The sequence below is a fragment of the Streptomyces sp. NPDC042100 genome (assembly GCF_055582325.1).
On sequence record NZ_JBVJDK010000003.1, the window covers coordinates 154242 to 171716 of the forward strand.

Genomic DNA, 17475 nt, shown 5'->3' on the forward strand with positions numbered 1-17475 from the left:
TGTCCCTTCCGTGGGCCTCCGCCCGTGATCGGGGTCTCGCCCCAGCGGCGGGATTGTCACGGTTCTGTACGAGCGGTGCCCAAGTCCCGGATATCGCTCGCCACATGGGCGACGCCGGGTGAACCTGTTCCCTATGCTCCACCCGCCGACGGCATCCCCGTCCCGCGGCGCCCGGCCCCCTCGGCGGCCGGGCGCAGGCGCCCTGCTGGCCCTGGCGCTGGCCGCGGTCCTGTTCCTCTCCGTCGCCCTCACCGCCCGAGGCGGCACCGACGCCCGCGTGCCGCGCGCCACCGGACCCACGCGCGCCGCGGCGGGCACCGCGCCGCCCCCGGACGCGGGACCCGCCGGAGGGCGCTCCGACACGCCGTACGACACGCCCGGCAGGCAGCCCTCCGCGCGCGGCACGAGCCCCTCGTCACGGCCCTCCCGCACCCCGGAACCGACCCGGACGCCGAAGCCGCGCCAGATCCGCACCGCCCCCGCCACACCGGCCGTCACGCCCACCGCGCCGGCCCCCGTGACCAGGACGCCGCGGCCGGACCCGCGCCGTACGGCCGCGCCCACGGGCACCCCGTACGACCGGCTGCACGCCGGCGCCTGCTTCGACATCGACCGCGACGCGCCCGGCACCGTCGTCCGCCGTGGCTGCGACACGCCGCACGACGCCGAGGTCGTCGCCCGGCTGCGGCTCACCGGACGATACGCCGACGACGGGGCCGTCCGGGACACCGCCGCCGAGCTGTGCCGGGCGCTGCTCCGCCGCAAGGCCGCCGACCAGCCGCTCGGCACCCGCTGGACGACCTTCGTCCAGTACCCGTACCGCACCAGCTATCTGCTCGGCGACGACGTCGTGGTCTGCAGCCTCGCCGCCCCCTCCGGCACGGGGCGCCGGCTCACCGCGCCGCTTCAGTGAGGGCCGGGCCGGGGTGACCGCGCCGCCGGGGGACGGCGGGCGGGCCGGGGCGCGCCCACCGTCACCCCACGCGGGCCGGTGGCCCGTCAGGCCGTAGCCGTAGCCGTAGCCGTGCCCGTGCCCGTGCCCGTAGCCGTCACGGTCGCGAGTGCGGCTGCCGGGTCCTGCTCGGCGGGGCCGGCCGGTGTCCAGTGACCGCTCTCCTCGCGGTACGGCCACCAGCGGCCGTCCGCGCCGAGCCGGAGCTGGGCACCCGCACCGGCGACCGTCCAGCGCGCCGCCCCCGCCGGACGCAGCACCGGCCGCTCGCCCTCCTCCCACGCCTCCGCCAGCCGGGTCCGCGCCCGGACCAGTGCCTCGGGCGCGGGCTCCGCCTCCTCCTCCAGTACCGCGAGCGCCGCCGCGCCGCCGAAGCCCCAGGCCCGGACAGCCCGTTCGAGCGCGGCCCGGTCCCGGCCCGAGCCCTCGGCGAGTCGTGCCGCGATCCACGCCACCGGCGCGCCCGCGGCGAGCCGCGCAGCGTCCTGCGACGGAGACAGCGGCGTGTCGTCGAGCGAGCCCATGAGCATCCGGCGGGCCCGGTCCGCCGCGTCCGCCGCCAGGAACTCCAGCGCCGCCGGGTCGAGCCCGGGCCCCGGCCCGCCCTCGGTGTCCAGCGACGGCGGTTCGCCCGGCGCCGCGAGCGGCACCGGCGGGGCGGGCAGCGGCGGCAGGATCGCGCCCGCGGCGAACGCCTCCGCCGCCGACACGCCGCCGGACACGCCGCCCGGGACCCCGGGCGCGCCCGACACGCCCAGCACACCCGATCCGCCCGACAGACAGGGTGTGCCCGAGCCGTCCGACGCGCCCGAGTCACCGGAACCGTCCGGGGCGTCCGACCCGCCCGCGCCCTCCCCGGGCACCGTCGCGCCGGCTGCCCGCGCCGCGCTGCGCTCCTGGAGCGCGTCCAGCAGCTCCCGCTCCCCGCGCCCCCGCATCAGCAGCAGCACGAACGGGTCCTCGTCGAGCAGCCGCGCCACCTGGTAGCACAGCGCCGCCGTGTGCGGGCAGTGGTCCCAGGCGCCGCAGCCGCACTCCGGCTCCAGGTCGCCGATGCCCGGCAGCAGTTCGAGCCCGGCGGCGGCCGCGTCCTCCACCAGGTGCGGCGGCAGCTCCCGGTCCAGGAGCGCCGCGATGTGCCCGGCGCTGTCCACCGCCAGGTCGAGCAGCCGGTCCCACTCCGCCGCCGACAGCTCCTGGAGCAGCACGTCTGCGCGGTACCCCGTGCCGTCGGGGTCCCGCACCACGGCCGTCAGCCGGCCGGGCCGCGCCGACACGGCGCCGACCGCCCCGGCCCGCGCGTGCCGCCGCCCCTGCTTCAGCTGCTGCCCGTCGAGCGCCGTGTCCTCCAGCGCCCGCAGCCACTCGCGGCCCCACCAGGTCCGGGCGAACACCGAGCCCCGCACCGGCGGCAGCGCCGCGAACGTCCGCTCGTCCCCGGTCTCGTGCCCGGTCTCGTGCCCGTGCCCGGTCTCGTGCCCGTACCCGCTCATCGCCCTTCCTCCCCACGCAGCCGCACCAGCTCCGCCAGCTCCCCGTCGGTCAGTTCCGTCAGCGCCGCCTCGCCGCCGCCCAGCACGGCGTCGGCCAGTTCGCGCTTGCGCTCCAGCATGTCCGCGATCCGGTCCTCGATCGTCCCCTCGGCGATCAGCCGGTGCACCTGCACCGGCTGGGTCTGCCCGATCCGGTACGCGCGGTCCGTGGCCTGCGCCTCCACCGCCGGGTTCCACCAGCGGTCGTAGTGCACGACGTGCCCGGCCCGGGTCAGGTTCAGGCCCGTGCCCGCAGCCTTCAGCGACAGCAGGAACACCGGTACCTCGCCGCCCTGGAACCGCGCGACCATCGCCTCCCGCTCGGCCACCGGCGTGCCGCCGTGCAGGAACTGCGTGGCCACGCCACGCCCGGCCAGGTGCGTTTCCAGCAGTCGCGCCATCCGCACGTACTGCGTGAAGACGAGGACGCCCGAGCCCTCCGCGAGGATCGTGTCCAGGAGCTCGTCGAGCAGTTCCAGCTTGCCCGAGCGGCCCTCGACCCGGGGGTCCTCCTCCTTGAGGTACTGCGCCGGGTGGTTGCAGATCTGCTTGAGCCCGGTCAGCAGCTTGACCACCAGACCGCGCCGCTCCATGCCGTCCGCCTCGGCGATCGCGGCCAGCGTCTCGCGCACGACGGCCTCGTAGAGACCCGCCTGTTCCTTCGTCAGGGCCACCGCCCGGTCGGTCTCCGTCTTCGGCGGCAGCTCGGGAGCGATCCCCGGGTCCGACTTGCGGCGCCGCAGCAGGAACGGGCGCACCAGCGCGGCGAGCCGTTCCGCCGCCGCCGGATCGCGCCCGCCCTCGACGGCCGAGGCGTACCGGGAGCGGAACGCGCCGAGCCCGCCGAGCAGTCCGGGCGTCGTCCAGTCGAGGATCGCCCACAGCTCGGAGAGGTTGTTCTCCACCGGCGTGCCCGAGAGAGCCACCCGCGCCCGGCCGGGGATCGTCCGCAGCGCGCGGGCGGTCGCCGCATACGGGTTCTTCACGTGCTGGGCCTCGTCGGCGACGACCAGACCCCAGGAACACCCGGCGAGCCGCGGCGCGTCGAGCCGCATCGTGCCGTACGTGGTGAGGACGAACTCGCCGTCGGCGAGCCCTTCCAGCTCGCGCGCCGGACCGTGGAAGCGGCGCACCGGCGTGCCGGGCGCGAACTTCTCGATCTCACGCTGCCAGTTGCCCATCAGCGAGGTCGGGCACACCACCAGGGTGGGCCCGGTGGACTCCGGGGCGGTCTGCCGGTGCAGATGGAGGGCGATCAGGGTGATCGTCTTGCCCAGCCCCATGTCGTCGGCGAGACAGCCGCCGAGCCCGAGCGAGGTCATCCGGTGCAGCCAGCCCAGGCCGCGCAGCTGGTAGTCGCGCAGGGTCGCGGCCAGCGCGGCGGGCTGCTCGATCTCCTGCCCGCCGCCCTCCTGTCCGCCGCCTGCCGGTCCGCCGCCCTCCGGGTCGGCGAGCCGGGCGCGCAGCCGCGCCACCCAGCCGGTCGCCTCGACCTCGACCTGACGGCCCCCGATCTCGGCGGTGCCGGTGAGGACGGCGCCCAGCGCGTCGACCGGCGTCAGCTTCTGGTCCCGGTAGCCCCGGGCGCGCCGCAGCTCCTCGGGGTCCACCAGGACCCACTGGTCGCGGAGCCGGACCAGCGGCCGGCCGGCCTCGGCGATCCGGTCGAGTTCCGCGCGGGTCAGCTCCTCGTCGCCCACCGCGAAACGCCAGTCGAAGGAGAGCAGGGCGCCGGCGGACAGCAACGACGGCAGCCAGTCCCCCCGGTCCCGCCCGCCCTGACCACTCGGCTCATCGGCCGCATCAGCCCCATGGGCCCTGTCTGTCCCGGCTGTCCCGTCGGCTCCCTCGGGCCCGTCGGGCGGTCCGATCACCGCGCGGGCGGTGAGCCGGTGCGCCAGCTCGCGCGGCCAGTGGACGCGGACCCCGGTCGCCGCGAGCGCGCGGGCGGCGGGCCCGAGCAGCTCGGCGATCTCCTCGTCGGCGAGTTCGACGGCGTCGGGCACGGCCGCCGAGAGCAGCGGGGACAGCGGCGGCCAGGCGCGCGCGGCCCGTCGCAGCGCCAGGAGCGCGTCCATCCGGGCCCGGGGGCCGAAGGACCCGCCCGCCGGGGAGGTCCCGGCCCACACCTCGGCCGCGTCGGCGACGAGGGAGGGGTCGGCGACGGCGTGCATCTGCAGGACGGCACGGAAGGACGGCCCGGGAGAGTCTCCGTCGATCCCCTCGGGACCGCCGACGCCCATGATGCCGTCGGCGCCCACCAGCTCAAGGCGCAGTGACAGCCGCACGCCCGCGTCGTGACCGGCCGCCACGTCCGCGGCCCAGCCCCGGAGTTCGGGCATCGCGGTCGGCGCCAGCCGCTCGTCGGCGGCGAAGGCGGGACCGCCCGCGGCCAGCGGCGCCGCCGGGGTGCGCGGCAGCACGTCGGCGACGGCGTCGGCGAACGCCCGCAACAGCCCCTCCTGCTCGGGGAGGAACAGGGACTCGCTCTCGTCGGCGTCCTCTTCTCCGGTCCCGGTCCCGGTCCCGGCGGCGAGCGGTACGGCGTGGGCGGCGGGCGGCATGGAGGCGGCGAGGTCGCGCAGCGCGGCCAGCTCCTCGGGGCCGAGCGGACCGACCCGCCACGCGTCGTGGTCCCCGGCCGTCAGCCCCGGCAGCAGCAGCCCCCGGGCGACCAGGTCGAGGGAGAACAGGACCGCCGCGCCCCAGAAGGCACTCGCGGGAGAGGCGTCGGGGGCGGACCGCGCCCGCATCAGCACCGGCAGGGCCTCCCGTACGGGAAGCAGCAGTGCGGGCACGGTGCGCGGCAGCACGTCGTCACCGACGACGGTCAGCTCCGTGACCGTTCCGGCCGGCGGCGTGAACTCCGGGGCCCAGAAGGCGACCCGGCCGTCGCGCGGCGGATCGGCGGGCAGGAAGACAGCGGAACAGCGCCCGAGTCCGGGGGAGGGGGATGACGGCGAAGAGAACGAAGAGGCTGGAGCGAATGAAGAGGCTGGAGAGGACGGAGAGGCTGAAGAGGACGGAGACGAGGGCGACAGCGACAACGCATTCCTCAAATTTGACTACCTAAGGTGGAGCGGTCGAGGGTACCTGAACCTCCCTCCGCGCGCGCCCCTTCATGCCGTGATCCCCGTCACCTCGACCCCTAAGGGTGGGGAAGGCCCCACCTCCCGCCCGAGGGGCGCCCCCCGAGCATGCCCGGGTGGTGCCGTCATGGCCCGGGACCACCACCGCTCCGTAGTTTTCCCACAGCCGGCGCGACCCGCGCGGCGCCCCCTCCCACGGACTCCGGAGCCCCGCCATGCCCCAGGCCACCGCGATGCTCGCCGCTCCCGCAGCGGCACCCGACCCGCGCCCCGCCCGCCGCCACGGCAAAGGCGGCGGCAGCGAGTTCGCCCCCCTTCTTCGTACCGTCAAGGAGCAGGGGCTCCTGGAGCGCCGCCCCGGCTGGTACGCCCGAGGCATCCTCGCCAACCTCCTCGGCATCGCCGCCGTCGTCGCCGGCCTCGTGCTCATCGGCCCGTCCTGGTGGGCCCTGTTCCTCGCCCTGCCGCTGGCCGTGCTCTCCGCGCGCGTCGCCTTCGTCGGCCACGATGCCGGACACGCCCAGATCACCGACCGGCGCGGGATCGGCCGGGCCATCCAGCTCGTCCACGCCAACCTCCTGCTCGGGATGAGCCGGGAGTGGTGGAACGACAAGCACAACCGCCACCACGCCCACCCGAACCACCTCGACAAGGACCCCGACGTCGCCGCCGACATCCTCGTCTTCGCCGCCCACCAGACCGACGGGCGCACCGGACTGCGCGGCTGGCTCACCCGCCACCAGGCCTGGCTCTTCTTCCCGCTGACCACTCTGGAGGGCATCGCGCTGAAGGTGTACGGGGTCCAGGCGCTGCTCGCCAAGGACGGCCCCTGCCGCACCCGCCGCGAGCGCCTGGTGGAGGGCGGTCTCCTCCTCGCCCACTTCGTCGGCTACGCGACGCTGCTCCTGACCCTGCTGACCCCGCTCCAGGCCCTCGCCTTCGCCCTCGTCCACCAGATGCTGCTCGGCGTGCACCTGGGAATGGCCTTCGCCCCCAATCACAAGGGGATGGAGATGCCCGACGCCCACCCGGACGGCGACTCCTGGGGCCATCTGCGCCGCCAGGTGCTGACCTCGCGCAACATCCGGGGCGGGGCGCTCACCGACTGGTTCCTCGGCGGCCTCAACTACCAGGTCGAGCACCACCTGTTCCCGAGCATGCCCCGCCCGCACCTGCGCCTCGCCCAGGGTGCGGTGCGCGCCCACTGCGCGGCCCTCGGCATCCCGTACACGGAGACCGGCTTCGTCGAGTCGTACCGGCAGGCACTCGGCCACCTGCACGAGGTGGGAGCGCCCCTCAGGGCAGGGGAGGGCGTCGCATAGGGTCGGAGAGCCCGACGACAGAGCAGAGGGGAGCTCCACGGCATGAGCGGCATGAGCGGCACAAGTGGTACGCATGACACGAGTGGCATGAGCGGCACGGGTGGAACGAGCGGTATCAGCGGTACCAGCGGCGCGGGCGGCAGCGGGGAAGCCGTGGTCACCAAGGTCAGCAGCAACGGGGTCTACTCGTTCACCAAGCCCAACCGGGAGAGCATCACGCTTCTCGCCGGCCTCGGGGTGGAGGGCGACGTGCACGCGGGCGTCACCGTGAAGCACCGCTCGCGGGTGGCCAAGGATCCGACCGTGCCCAACCTGCGCCAGGTCCACCTGATCCACGCCGAGCTCTTCGACGACGTGGCCCTGGCCGGCTTCGACGTGACGCCGGGCGCCCTCGGGGAGAACGTCACCACCCGGGGGCTCGACCTGCTCGGCCTGCCGACCGGCACCCGGCTGCACCTGGGCGCCGAGGCCGTCGTGGAGGTCACCGGACTGCGCAACCCGTGCGCGCAGATCGACAACTTCCGGCACGGGCTGCTCAAGCAGGTCCTCGGCCGGGACGGGGAGGGCCGGATCGTGCGCAAGGCGGGGATCATGTCGGTCGTGCTCGCGGGCGGCGAAGTGCGGCCCGGCGACGCGATCCGCGTGGAGCTGCCCGCGGAGCCGCACCGGGCCCTGGAAAAGGTCTGATCGGCGGCGGTTTCCCGGATGGCCGGATTCCGACCGGTTCGGGTGAACCACGGGCTACGGGCTGGTAACTTGCGCGAGTTGATCAAGGTCGGGGGCGTCGCAGAGCGGCGCCCTCCGGCCTGAGCCACTCCCCGAACAGCGCAAGGAACCACATTGACCCGCACCGTCCGCACCGTCAGCACGGTCCGCACGACGGCTCTCGCCCTCACCCTGCCCCTCGCTCTGCTGCCGGCCACCCCGGCGGCCGCGACCACCCCGGCCGCAGCCACCCCGGCCCCCGCCGTCGCTCCGCCGGCGGAAGCCCCGGCCCCCGCCGCCACGCCGCGCCTCGACGCCGTGGAGCGGGTTCTGCGGGAGGTCTCCCCGGGTCTTGAGGGCTCCGTCTGGGAGCGCACCTCCGGAAACCGCCTGGGCGCCTCCGTCCCCGGCGGCTCCGACTGGCTGCTCCAGACGCCCGGTTGCTGGGGCGACCCGTCCTGCGCCGACCGGCCGGGCTCCCGACGCCTGCTGGAGAAGGTGCGCGAGGACATCGCGGGCGCCCGGCAGAGCGTCGACATATCCACTCTGGCCCCGTTCCCGAACGGCGGTTTCCAGGACGCCGTCGTGGCGGGCCTGAAGGACGCGGTGCGGAAGGGCAACCGGCTCCAGGTGCGGATACTGGTCGGCGCCGCGCCGGTCTACCACGCCAACGTGATCCCCTCCTCGTACCGCGACGAGCTGGTGACCAGGCTCGGCGCGGACGCCGCGAGCGTCGCCCTCAACGTCGCCTCGATGACGACCTCCAAGACCGGTTTCTCCTGGAACCACTCGAAACTGGTCGTCGTGGACGGCGAGTCGGTCATCACCGGCGGCATCAACAGCTGGAAGGACGACTACCTCGACACCGCCCACCCGGTGAACGACGTCGACCTCGCCCTGTCCGGCCCGGCGGCGGGCTCCGCCGGCCGCTATCTCGACGCCCTGTGGGACTGGACCTGCCGCAACAAGGGAAGCTGGAGCAGCGTCTGGTTCGCCTCCTCCAACGGCGCGGGCTGCCTGCCCTCCCTGCCCCGCACCGCCGCCCCGGCGCGGACCGGCGACGTCCCCGCCATCGCGGTGGGCGGCCTCGGCGTCGGCATCCGGCAGAGCGACCCGAGCTCGCCGTTCACGCCCGCGCTGCCCGACGCCTCCGCCGCCAAGTGCGGCCTGACCGGGCGCGACCACACCAACGCCGACCGGGACTACGACACGGTCAACCCGGAGGAGAGCGCCCTGCGCGCGCTGGTGGCGAGCGCCGGCGAGCACGTCGAGATCTCGCAGCAGGACCTGAACGCCTTCTGCCCGCTGCTGCCCCGCTACGACATCCGGCTCTACGACACCCTCGCCGCCAAGCTGGCCGAGGGCGTGAAGGTCCGCATCGTCGTCAGCGACCCGGCCAACCGGGGTGCCATCGGCAGCGGCGGCTACTCCCAGATCACCTCGCTGAACGAGGTCAGCGACGTGCTCCGCAGCCGCCTCAAGGTCCTGACCGGCGACGACGGCAAGGCCAGGACGGCCATGTGCCGGAACCTCCAGCTCGCGTCCTTCCGTGCCTCCGACCGGCCGACCTGGGCGGACGGCAAGCCGTACGCGCAGCACCACAAGCTGGTCGCGGTCGACGGCGCGGCCTTCTACATCGGCTCGAAGAACCTCTACCCGTCCTGGCTCCAGGACTTCGGCTACGTGATCGAGAGCCCGGCCGCGGCCCGTCAGCTCGCGGACGGCCTGCTGGCCCCGCAGTGGACGTACTCGCAGGCCACGGCCACGTACGACTACGCGCGAGGCGTCTGCCAGGCCTGACGCCCTGACCGGGGCGGACCGGGGCGGGGAAGGGAGGGGAGGGGCGGGGCGGCGGCAAAGGGAGGCGGCCTCGGCCCAGGGGGGGTTGGCCGAGGCCGCCACGGGCGTTCCGTGGGGATCCACGAGCCTGAACCTCACCCGGCCGCGCGGCGAGGAGGTGCAACGCGGTGGGTGGCTGATCCGACGAGGACGTGGGGTCGTCCTCCCTGGCTCCCGAGGGATCCGGAACACCGGAAAGTCAGTAAATATATTTACTGTCGAGTACGCAAGGGTATGAAAAATTTCATGCGCCTCGGCGGGTTCGCCCGGGCACCGCTCTAAAGGAAGAAGCCGTGCTGGTCGGCGGCCTGCTCATACTGTTCGAGCCGGGCCTGGGTACGCTCCGGATCGGCGTCCGCCATCGCCTGGAGCAACGCGGCCGAGAGCATCCCGGGCGCCGCGTACGAGTCGAAGACCAGCCGCGACCCGGTGCCCGCGGTCAGCACCGTGTCGGCCTCCTCCACCAGCGGGCCGACCGTGGGGTCGGTGATCAGCACCACGCGCAGCCCCGCCGCGCGCGCGGCCCGCAGCGCGGCCAGGCTCTCGTGGGCGTGCCTCGGCATCGCGAACGCCAGCACGCACGTGCCGCCGGCCGCCCGGGCCTGGAGCAGCGCGTCGTACGCCACGCTGCCGCCGCGCGTCACCAGCCGCACGTCGGGGTGGATGCGGCGCGCCGCGTACGCGAAGTACTCCGCGAGCGACGCCGAGATCCGCAGCCCCAACACGGTCAGCGGCACCGAACGCGCCAGCTCGCGGCCGATCTCCAGGACCTGGTCGGTGTCGGCGAGCAGGCGGCGGACGCTCTCCAGGTTCTCGATCTCGGCGTCGACGGCCGCCTGGAGGCCGTTCTTCCGGAGCTGTTCGCGCGGGTCCGGGCCGCCTGGGGTGCCGGGGGCGCCCGCCACCGCGCTCAGCGCGATGGGCTGGAGCACCTCGCGCAGCGCGGGATAGCCGCTGAAGCCGAGGGAGACCGCGAACCGGGTCACGGAGGGCTGGCTGACCCCGACCCGCTCGGCGAGCTCGGTGATGGAGAGGAACGCGGCCTCGGTCAGGTGGTCGACGAGGTACTGGGCGATCCGGCGCTGACCGGGGGAGAGGCGGCGCCCGTCGAAGAGCGCCAGCAGCCGCTCGGCGGGCGGCCTCTCCTGCTCCGGCGGGGTGCCCCCGGGCGTGATCGCGGCCGCCTGCGCTCGTGCCTGCTGCCCCGATGACACCGGCGGACCTCCCTCTCGCGTCGCTCGTGTTCCAACATAGCCCACGCCCCGACGGCGGATGATCATCACGCCGTACGGGGCGGAGCGGTGGGGAACCGGGCGCGCGGGCGGGCGGCTACCGGGCCGGGGCGGCGGCCGGAACCCCGGCGGTGTCCGCCACGTCACCCGACACCGGGCCGGTCACCGAGCCCGTCGCCGGGCCCGTCACGGAGCAGGAGTTGACCGGGTCGCCCCCGGCCGGCCGCGCGATCACGTGGTCGGCGGGCGGGGTCGTGCCCCGCTCCACCCAGCGGGTAAGCGCGGTGAAGGCGGAGCGGTAGCAGGGCAGCATCGGCCGCAGCCTGTCCGGATAGGTGTCATACAGGCCATCGGTGTGGGTCCCGTCCTGGACCGTGTAGAAGCGGTGCAGAGCGCCCCGGCCCCGGTCGTCGATCATCCGCGCGTACACCGCCGAGTCGGTGGCGAGCGGCAGCAGCGTGTCCAGATCGCCGTGCAGCGTGATCAGCGGCTTGCCGATCCGGCCGGTCAGCGCCACCTTCGCGACCGCGCGGCGCACCGAGGCGGGCCGGGACGCGTAGGTGTACGAGGCGTCGGAGGCGCACGGCGCGAGGATCTCCGGGACGGTCGTCCCGGCCGTCGCGCCGGGGCACTTCGGGTCGTACGAGGGGTCGAACTCGGCCCGGAACATCTTCTGCGTCAGCCCCCAGTACGCCTTCTCGTGGTACGGCCACAGGAAGCGCGAGCCCGGCGCGAAACCGGCCCGGAGCAGGTCGTCGTCCGTTGCCGTGCCGAAGGTGCGGGCCACGGTGACCGGGAGGCTGGTGAGGAGGTTGGGGCCCCGGGTGGTCCAGAGCACGCCCTCCCAGTCGACGCCGCCGTCGTACAGCTCGGGCCGGTTCTCCAGCTGCCAGCGGGTCAGATAGCCGCCGTTGGAGATGCCCGTCATGTAGGTGCGGCGCGGAGCCTGGCCGTAGCGCTGCCGGACCGCCTGCTTCGCGGCCCGCGTCAGCTCGGTCACCCTGCGGTTCCACTCGGCCACCGCGTCGCCCGGCTCCCGCCCGTCGGTGAAGAAGTCGGCGCCCGTGTTGCCCTTGTCGGTCGACGCGTAGGCGAAGCCCTGGGCCAGGACCTGGTCGGAGATCAGCGTGTCGGTGGAGTACTGCCGCCGGGTCCCCGGCGCGCCGGTGACGACCAGGCCGCCGTTCCAGCGGTCGGGCAGCCGGATCACGAACTGCGCGTCGTGTGCCCAGCCGTGGGTCGCGTTCGACCGCGAGTCGTCGGGGAAGTAGCCGTCGATCTGCACACCCGGAACGCCGGACGGGTTGCGCGTCCCCTTCGCCGAGAGCCCCGCCTGGTCCCCCAGGTCGGTGTACGGGGTGCCCGCGAGGCCCGCGGTCGTCAGGTCGGCCAGACAGGCCGACTCCTGCCGCTGCGCGCCCGGCACGGCCAGCCGGTCCTGCCGGGCGCAGTGCCCGGGGACCTCGGCCCCGGCGGGGGCCGAGGGACCGAGGACGGTCACCCCGGCCAGGAGTGCGGCGAGCAGCGGAACGCCTCGGGTCGGGCGCATGGCGGGCCTCCGGTGGGACGACGGTACGGGGGGCTGCCCGGCCGCCGGTACGGCGCCGGGGCGCGCCACCGGTGCGTCGGCGTACACCTCGGCGCGCCGCCACATCGTGCGCGGCGCGCCGATCGCCCGGCCATGGGCCCGCGCCACACCTCGGCCCGCGCCGCCATGTGGCTCGCGGGGCCCGGCGGGCGGCTACGCGGGCCGGACCGCCATCGCGTCCAGGGCCTCCAGCAGCGCGGGCAGCTTGGGGCCCGAGGTCACCGGGTGCACCTCGTTCGGTTCGGTGTCGAGGAGGACGAAGGCCATGTCGCCGGTCCGCGCGACCAGCGACCAGCCGGGACCGTCGGCGCGCAGCGTCCGCGCGCCACCCCCGGCGAAACGCGACCGGACCCGCCCGACGGGCGGCGCCTGCTCCAGATAGGAGCCGAGCTCGGCGAGGGCCCGGCGCACGCCGCCGGAGGGCCCGCCGGAGTCGGAGCCGGAGCCGGAGCCGGTACCCGTGTCTCCGTCGCTGGAGCCGGCTCCGCCGACGGCCCCGTTCCCGTTCCCGGTTCCTTCCCCGGCCCCGCTCTCTTCCATCCGTCCCCGCCACTCCTCCCACTGGAGCGCCACCATGTCCGCGCCGAGCCGCCGCTGGGCGGGCCCCCACTCCGTCTCGTCCGGCGGGGCGAGCGTCGCCGGGGCGCCCTCCTCCGGCGCGGGGTCGTGGGGTGCCGGGACCCCCGGTGCGGCCGTGGCGACCGGCAGCGGCCAGCCGGGCAGCGCCGAGACGACCGAGTCCTCGCCGGGGGAGAGGTCGTACGGCATCCCGATGTCCCAGGTGGAGATGGCCACGGCGACCAGCGAGACGTCGTCCACGATCACGGTCCACCGGGCTCCGGCACCGTCCTGCCCGAAGACGAGCCCGTAGCCCTCCGCGTACGGTTCGAGCCCGAGGGACGCGCAGGCGGCCGGGTAGTCGTCGCCGAGCACGGTCGGGAACGAGGCGGGCGTGAGCAGCGCCGCCGTCAGCACGAACAGCGCGTCGTCGTCGCCGTCGGCCGCACCGGGCACCACGGATTCCGGACCGCCCACGGCAGCCTCCCCAACTGGTCGTCTCGGGTCGTCTCTGGTTGTCGGCGCACCCTAACCAGTGAGTAACCTGCCCGTCGAGAGGAACGGGCCGCGACCCCGCGAGACAGGTGTCCCGGCGGGGCCGCGGTGGCGGGGCGGGGTCAGCCGCGTTCGAAGACGGCCGTCAGGGTGTGGCTCTCCTCCTCGAAGAGCACGGCCGTCTCGCCCTTCGCGCGGTCCTCGTCGCCGCCGTACGGCTCCCCGTCGAGCAGCCAGTCCTTGAAGACGTAGCCGGGGGCCGGGGTCGCGGTGGCCGTGACCGTGTCGCCGTCCGAGTAGGGGCCTTCCTGGGACAGTTCGACGGTGCCGCGACCCCGCTCGACGACCGTGAGCTTGTGCCGCTTCTGCTCGAACACCGCGGTGAGCCGCATGTCGTCCGCGCCGACGTCGATCCCGATGACGTCCTGGTCACCCGCGTTCGAGCCGTCGAGCACCCAGCCCGCGAAGTCCCAGCCGGCCGCCGGGACGGCCTCGTAGAGCAGGTCGACGCCCTCCAGTTCGGCCCGCTTGGCGGGGGCCTTCTTCACCGTGCCGCTGCCGGAGCTCTTGGTGGTGACCTTGGAGGTGGGGGTCGTGCCCTTCTTGAACTCGGCGACCAGGGTGTGGTCCCCGGCCGGCGCGCGGAATCCGGTGGCGCCGCCCTTGGCGGCCTTGCCGTCGAGCTTCCAGCCCGAGAAGACGTACCCCTTGCCGGCCGCCGCGTTGTACGTGGAGCTGGTGCCGGGCGAGTACGGGCCGGGGGTGCCGGCCGTGACCGTGCCGGCGCCCTTGGGTGTGACCGAGGCGGTCACCGCGCACATCGCGTCGGAGGTCTTGGCGGCGCGGTAGGCGGCGACGGCCTTGCCGGTGCGGCTCAGCACGTCGGTGCTGTCCGCCGAGTCGGGCTTGCCGATCGGGACGCCGAGCGGCAGGCCTCGGTAGGACTGCTTGGGGTTGCTGAAGCGGTTGATCCGGGTGCACACGCCCTTGGTGGCCTTGCGGCAGCTCGACTCGTACGCCATCAGGGAGGACCACTCGCCCTTCACGGGAAAGTAGCCGGTGGCGCCGTTCTCGGGCTGGACCGGCTGGGTCACCCGGTCGTGGTCCGCGCTCAGGTTGTGCCCGATCTCGTGACCCATCGAGAAGCGCGGGATGGCGCTCTGGCCGACCACCGAGTAGCCCCAGGCGGCGGTGGAGGGGCCGGGGTTGGGCGGGGTGTAGCCGAGACCGCCGGCGGCGCGGCCCGCCGCGATGACGGACACCAGGTCGGCGCCGTACTGGTCGCGCAGCTGCGGGAGGTTGTCGGCGACGCCGTCGTTCGCCGTGGCGACGGCGGACAGCAGCGAGCCGGTGACGCCGTCCTGGGCGGCGGACACGCTCGCCAGCGCCGTGCCGACGAGCCGCACCCGGGTCTTCACCCCGCTCTCGGCGAAGGCCTCGTTGGTGAGCGCGATACCGCGCGCGGCGGCGGCCCTGATCTGCGCGTCCCCGCCGGCCTCGGTGCGGGCCCCGGGGGTGTAGCCGACCAGGACGTCGACCAGGGCGTAGCCCTTGCCGCCCTTGCAGGCGGCGGCCGCGCGGGCGGCCTCCCCGGAGGAGAGCACCGCGCCCGCGAGCGCCGTGGCCTGGGCCGGCCGCGCGCCGGCCACGGGCCGGGTGGTGGGCGGGAGGAGCACGGCGGGCTCGTCCTCGTCGGTCAGCGGGGTGGTCTGGGTGATCAGCACCCGCCCCTTGGCCAGCGGCTCCACCGCGTACAGGTCGCCGCCCAGCATGAACTGGGCGCTCAGGACCTCGTTCCCCGGCTTCCGGTCGCAGCCGCCCTCCAGGGTGAGCACCACGTCCTGGTCGGTGGTGCCGGAGACGGTGCCGTGCCAGACCAGGATCGAGCCGACGGTGCTCCGCTTGGTCTCGACCGCCTGCACGGTGATGTCGTCGAAGAGCGGGAAGGTCACTTTCTGCCCGTAGGCGCTGCTGCAGACCGGGGCGAGCGCGGCCGGCATCACCCGGGCGACCCGGTGGCGCACGTAGTCGGCGCCGAAGTCCTCGCCGGCGTCGGTGTCCTCGGGGGTGGTGCCGGTGCGCGCCGCGCCCCGGGGGGCGGTGTGGTCGCGGTCGGACGGACCGCGTTCGAAGACACCCTCGGTGACGGCCGCCCGGACCTCCCGGTCGCGCGACGCGGCCGGGCCGTCGTGTTCCGCCCCGTCCGCGGGGGGCGCGAAGCCGGTGATCGCGGTGGCACCGAGCACCATCGCCCCGAGTGCCGCGCCGCCCGTCCATCTGTTGCGGGCCATCTGTCGCCTTCCTGCCGTCCTGTGGCCCGGGCTGTCGTTCTGACGGCCCGGGCCCGTGCTGTCGGATCGTCAGATGGCTTCCTCGCGGTGTTAGTACGATCACCTGATCGCCCGCACAGTCACTCCGTCAGTCACTCCGTACGGCGTACCGCGAGGGCCAGGTAGCGGGTGTCCTCGTCCGCGTAGCTCGTCAGGTCCCAGCCCGAATCGGCCAGCACCGCGCGGAGGTTGGGCTCGGCCCGCAGGTCGTCCGGGGTGATGCGGCGGCCGTGCCGGGCGGCGAGGGCGGCGCGGCCGATCGGGTGGAAGAGCGCGAGCCGCCCGCCGGGCCGCACCACCCGGGCCAGCTCCCGCAGGTCGCCCACCGGGTCGGCGAGGTGCGAGATCAGACCGGCCCCGAACACGGCGTCGAGCGCGCCGGACCGCAGCGGCAGCCGCGCCACGTCCGCGAGGAGCAGCGTGGCCGCCTCCCCGCGCCCGGCCCGTACCGCCGCGTCGAGCATCTCCGGCGTCAGGTCCGCGCCGAGCACGCTGCCCGTCGGCCCGACCGCCGCCCGCAGCGGCGCCAGCGCGCGGCCGGTGCCGCAGCCCGCGTCGAGGACCGCGTCGCCCGCGCGCAGCCCGATCCCGGCCACGGCCGCCGCGTAGGCGGGCCCGTCGTCGGGGAACCGGGAGTCCCAGTCGGCGGCGCGGACGCCGAAGAACTCTCGTACCTGTGTGGGGTCGTCGCTCATGTGGTCCATGATCGCGGATCGGTCCGTCACTCACAGGCGTGAGGTTCCGACCCGGACGAGTGAACGTTCTGTGTGCACGTTCGAGTCGGCCGTGATCGTTCGGGAACATCTCTCTGTCATATTCCATCAGCTTTCGAAATGCGCCCCTGGTGCGCCCCGGGGGGCGCACTAGCGTCCCTGAGTCATGGGACACCTGGACCACGCCACCTACGGCTGGCTGACACCCGCGCTGTCGTACGCGATGGCCTGCATCGGCGCCGCCCTCGGCCTGCGCTGCACCGTACGCGCCCTCGACGCCACCGGCCGCTCCCGGCGCAACTGGCTGCTCACCGCCGCCTCCGCCCTCGGCACCGGCATCTGGACGATGCACTTCGTCGCCATGCTCGGCTTCGGCGTGACCGGCACGGACATCCGCTACGACGTCCCGCTCACCCTGCTCAGCCTGCTCGTCGCCATGCTCGTCGTCGGCACCGGCGTCTTCGCCGTCGGCTACGGCCGGGACAGCCGCCGCTCGCTCCTCATCGGCGGCCTCACCACCGGCCTCGGCGTCGCGAGCATGCACTACATGGGCATGGCGGCCCTCCGGCTGCACGGCCGGATCGACTACGACCCGCTGCTCGTCGCCCTCTCCGTCGTCATCGCGGTCGTCGCCGCCACGGCGGCCCTGTGGGCGGCACTGAACATCCACGCGCCCGCCGCCGTCGCGCTCGCCTCGCTCGTCATGGGCGCGGCGGTCAGCAGCATGCACTACACCGGCATGACCGCCGTCGGTGTCGAGGTCACCCCCTCCGCCGCGCCCCTTCCCGGCGCCTCGGTCATGCAGTTCATCTTCCCGCTCGCCGTCGGCCTCGGCTCGTACCTCTTCATCACCTCCGCCTTCGTCGCCCTCTCCCCGACGGCCGGCGAGCGCGCCGCCTACGCCTCCGCGGGCCGCCTCACCGAACCCGACGACCGCGCGGTCGACGTCGCACCCCCCGGCTTCCGTCCCGAGCCCCCGGCCGCCCGCCCGAGCCCGCCGCCCACCTATCCCTCGGGTCCGGTGGACGACTTCCCGGCCGGACCGCGCCAGGTGAGCGCCTGAGCGGCGCCCCTCCGTACACCGGGTGCGCGGCCGCACGAGCCGTAAGCCCCGAGCACC

At 74.8% G+C, this 17475-nt stretch carries 12 protein-coding genes; 5 read left to right on the forward strand and 7 right to left on the reverse strand.

Annotation, left to right across the window (positions count from 1 at the left end; all coding sequences use genetic code 11):
* The first annotated feature begins 133 nt into the window (after window positions 1-133).
* Window positions 134-913 (forward strand): hypothetical protein, encoded by a 780-nt coding sequence (locus tag ACZ6J5_RS08080; protein WP_469388907.1) that lies wholly within the window; start codon window positions 134-136, stop codon window positions 911-913.
* Window positions 914-999: 86 nt separating this feature from the next.
* Here ACZ6J5_RS08080 and ACZ6J5_RS08085 read toward each other — a convergent pair whose 3' ends face one another.
* Both ACZ6J5_RS08085 and ACZ6J5_RS08090 read right to left on the reverse strand, forming a co-directional pair.
* The gene (locus ACZ6J5_RS08085) at window positions 1000-2445 is read right to left on the reverse strand and encodes an SWIM zinc finger family protein (RefSeq protein WP_469388909.1); all 1446 of its coding nucleotides are present in this window, start codon (window positions 2443-2445) and stop codon (window positions 1000-1002) included.
* A complete protein-coding gene (locus ACZ6J5_RS08090) occupies window positions 2442-5297 on the reverse strand; it encodes a DEAD/DEAH box helicase (protein WP_469388911.1) in 2856 nt (951 codons plus the stop codon). The genes ACZ6J5_RS08085 and ACZ6J5_RS08090 overlap by 4 nt, the downstream gene beginning before the upstream one ends.
* 491 nt (window positions 5298-5788) lie before the next feature.
* Between ACZ6J5_RS08090 and ACZ6J5_RS08095 the strand changes: the two genes are divergently transcribed.
* From ACZ6J5_RS08095 to ACZ6J5_RS08105, 3 genes are all read left to right on the forward strand, one after another.
* Complete coding sequence (locus tag ACZ6J5_RS08095; RefSeq protein WP_469388913.1) at window positions 5789-6895, forward strand: fatty acid desaturase family protein; 1107 nt, start codon at window positions 5789-5791, stop codon at window positions 6893-6895.
* Window positions 6896-6982: 87 nt separating this feature from the next.
* Entirely contained in the window at window positions 6983-7582 is a 600-nt protein-coding gene (locus ACZ6J5_RS08100) for an MOSC domain-containing protein (RefSeq protein WP_469388915.1), read from the forward strand.
* 153 nt (window positions 7583-7735) lie between these two features.
* Window positions 7736-9400 (forward strand): phospholipase D-like domain-containing protein, encoded by a 1665-nt coding sequence (locus tag ACZ6J5_RS08105; RefSeq protein WP_469388917.1) that lies wholly within the window; start codon window positions 7736-7738, stop codon window positions 9398-9400.
* 317 nt (window positions 9401-9717) lie between these two features.
* Here the strand turns inward: ACZ6J5_RS08105 and ACZ6J5_RS08110 are convergent, their stop codons facing one another.
* The 5 genes from ACZ6J5_RS08110 to ACZ6J5_RS08130 form a co-directional block, all read right to left on the reverse strand.
* A complete protein-coding gene (locus ACZ6J5_RS08110; RefSeq protein ID WP_469388919.1) occupies window positions 9718-10653 on the reverse strand; it encodes a MurR/RpiR family transcriptional regulator in 936 nt (311 codons plus the stop codon).
* 115 nt (window positions 10654-10768) lie between these two features.
* Complete coding sequence (locus tag ACZ6J5_RS08115; protein ID WP_469388921.1) at window positions 10769-12220, reverse strand: tannase/feruloyl esterase family alpha/beta hydrolase; 1452 nt, start codon at window positions 12218-12220, stop codon at window positions 10769-10771.
* A gap of 192 nt (window positions 12221-12412) precedes the next feature.
* Window positions 12413-13294, reverse strand: a complete 882-nt coding sequence (locus ACZ6J5_RS08120; protein ID WP_469388923.1) for a hypothetical protein — start codon at window positions 13292-13294, stop codon at window positions 12413-12415.
* Window positions 13295-13434: 140 nt separating this feature from the next.
* Window positions 13435-15603, reverse strand: coding sequence for an InlB B-repeat-containing protein (locus tag ACZ6J5_RS08125; RefSeq protein ID WP_469388925.1), 2169 nt, complete (start codon window positions 15601-15603; stop codon window positions 13435-13437).
* A 131-nt stretch (window positions 15604-15734) separates the two neighbouring features.
* A complete protein-coding gene (locus ACZ6J5_RS08130) occupies window positions 15735-16337 on the reverse strand; it encodes a class I SAM-dependent methyltransferase (protein ID WP_469388927.1) in 603 nt (200 codons plus the stop codon).
* Window positions 16338-16521: 184 nt separating this feature from the next.
* Here ACZ6J5_RS08130 and ACZ6J5_RS08135 point away from each other — a divergent pair, with 184 nt between their 5' ends.
* Window positions 16522-17418 (forward strand): MHYT domain-containing protein, encoded by an 897-nt coding sequence (locus ACZ6J5_RS08135; protein ID WP_469388929.1) that lies wholly within the window; start codon window positions 16522-16524, stop codon window positions 17416-17418.
* Window positions 17419-17475 lie beyond the last annotated feature (57 nt).

Excerpts from the sequence above, each read along its gene's own strand:
- ACZ6J5_RS08080 (WP_469388907.1), top strand. The coding sequence starts at position 134 with ATGCTCCACCCGCCGACGGCATCCCCGTCCCGCGGCGCCCGGCCCCCT.
- ACZ6J5_RS08100 (WP_469388915.1), top strand. The coding sequence starts at position 6,983 with ATGAGCGGCACGGGTGGAACGAGCGGTATCAGCGGTACCAGCGGCGCG.
- ACZ6J5_RS08085 (WP_469388909.1), bottom strand. The coding sequence starts at position 2,445 with ATGAGCGGGTACGGGCACGAGACCGGGCACGGGCACGAGACCGGGCAC.
- ACZ6J5_RS08125 (WP_469388925.1), bottom strand. The coding sequence starts at position 15,603 with ATGGCCCGCAACAGATGGACGGGCGGCGCGGCACTCGGGGCGATGGTG.
- ACZ6J5_RS08130 (WP_469388927.1), bottom strand. The coding sequence starts at position 16,337 with ATGAGCGACGACCCCACACAGGTACGAGAGTTCTTCGGCGTCCGCGCC.
- ACZ6J5_RS08095 (WP_469388913.1), top strand. The coding sequence starts at position 5,789 with ATGCCCCAGGCCACCGCGATGCTCGCCGCTCCCGCAGCGGCACCCGAC.
- ACZ6J5_RS08115 (WP_469388921.1), bottom strand. The coding sequence starts at position 12,220 with ATGCGCCCGACCCGAGGCGTTCCGCTGCTCGCCGCACTCCTGGCCGGG.
- ACZ6J5_RS08135 (WP_469388929.1), top strand. The coding sequence starts at position 16,522 with ATGGGACACCTGGACCACGCCACCTACGGCTGGCTGACACCCGCGCTG.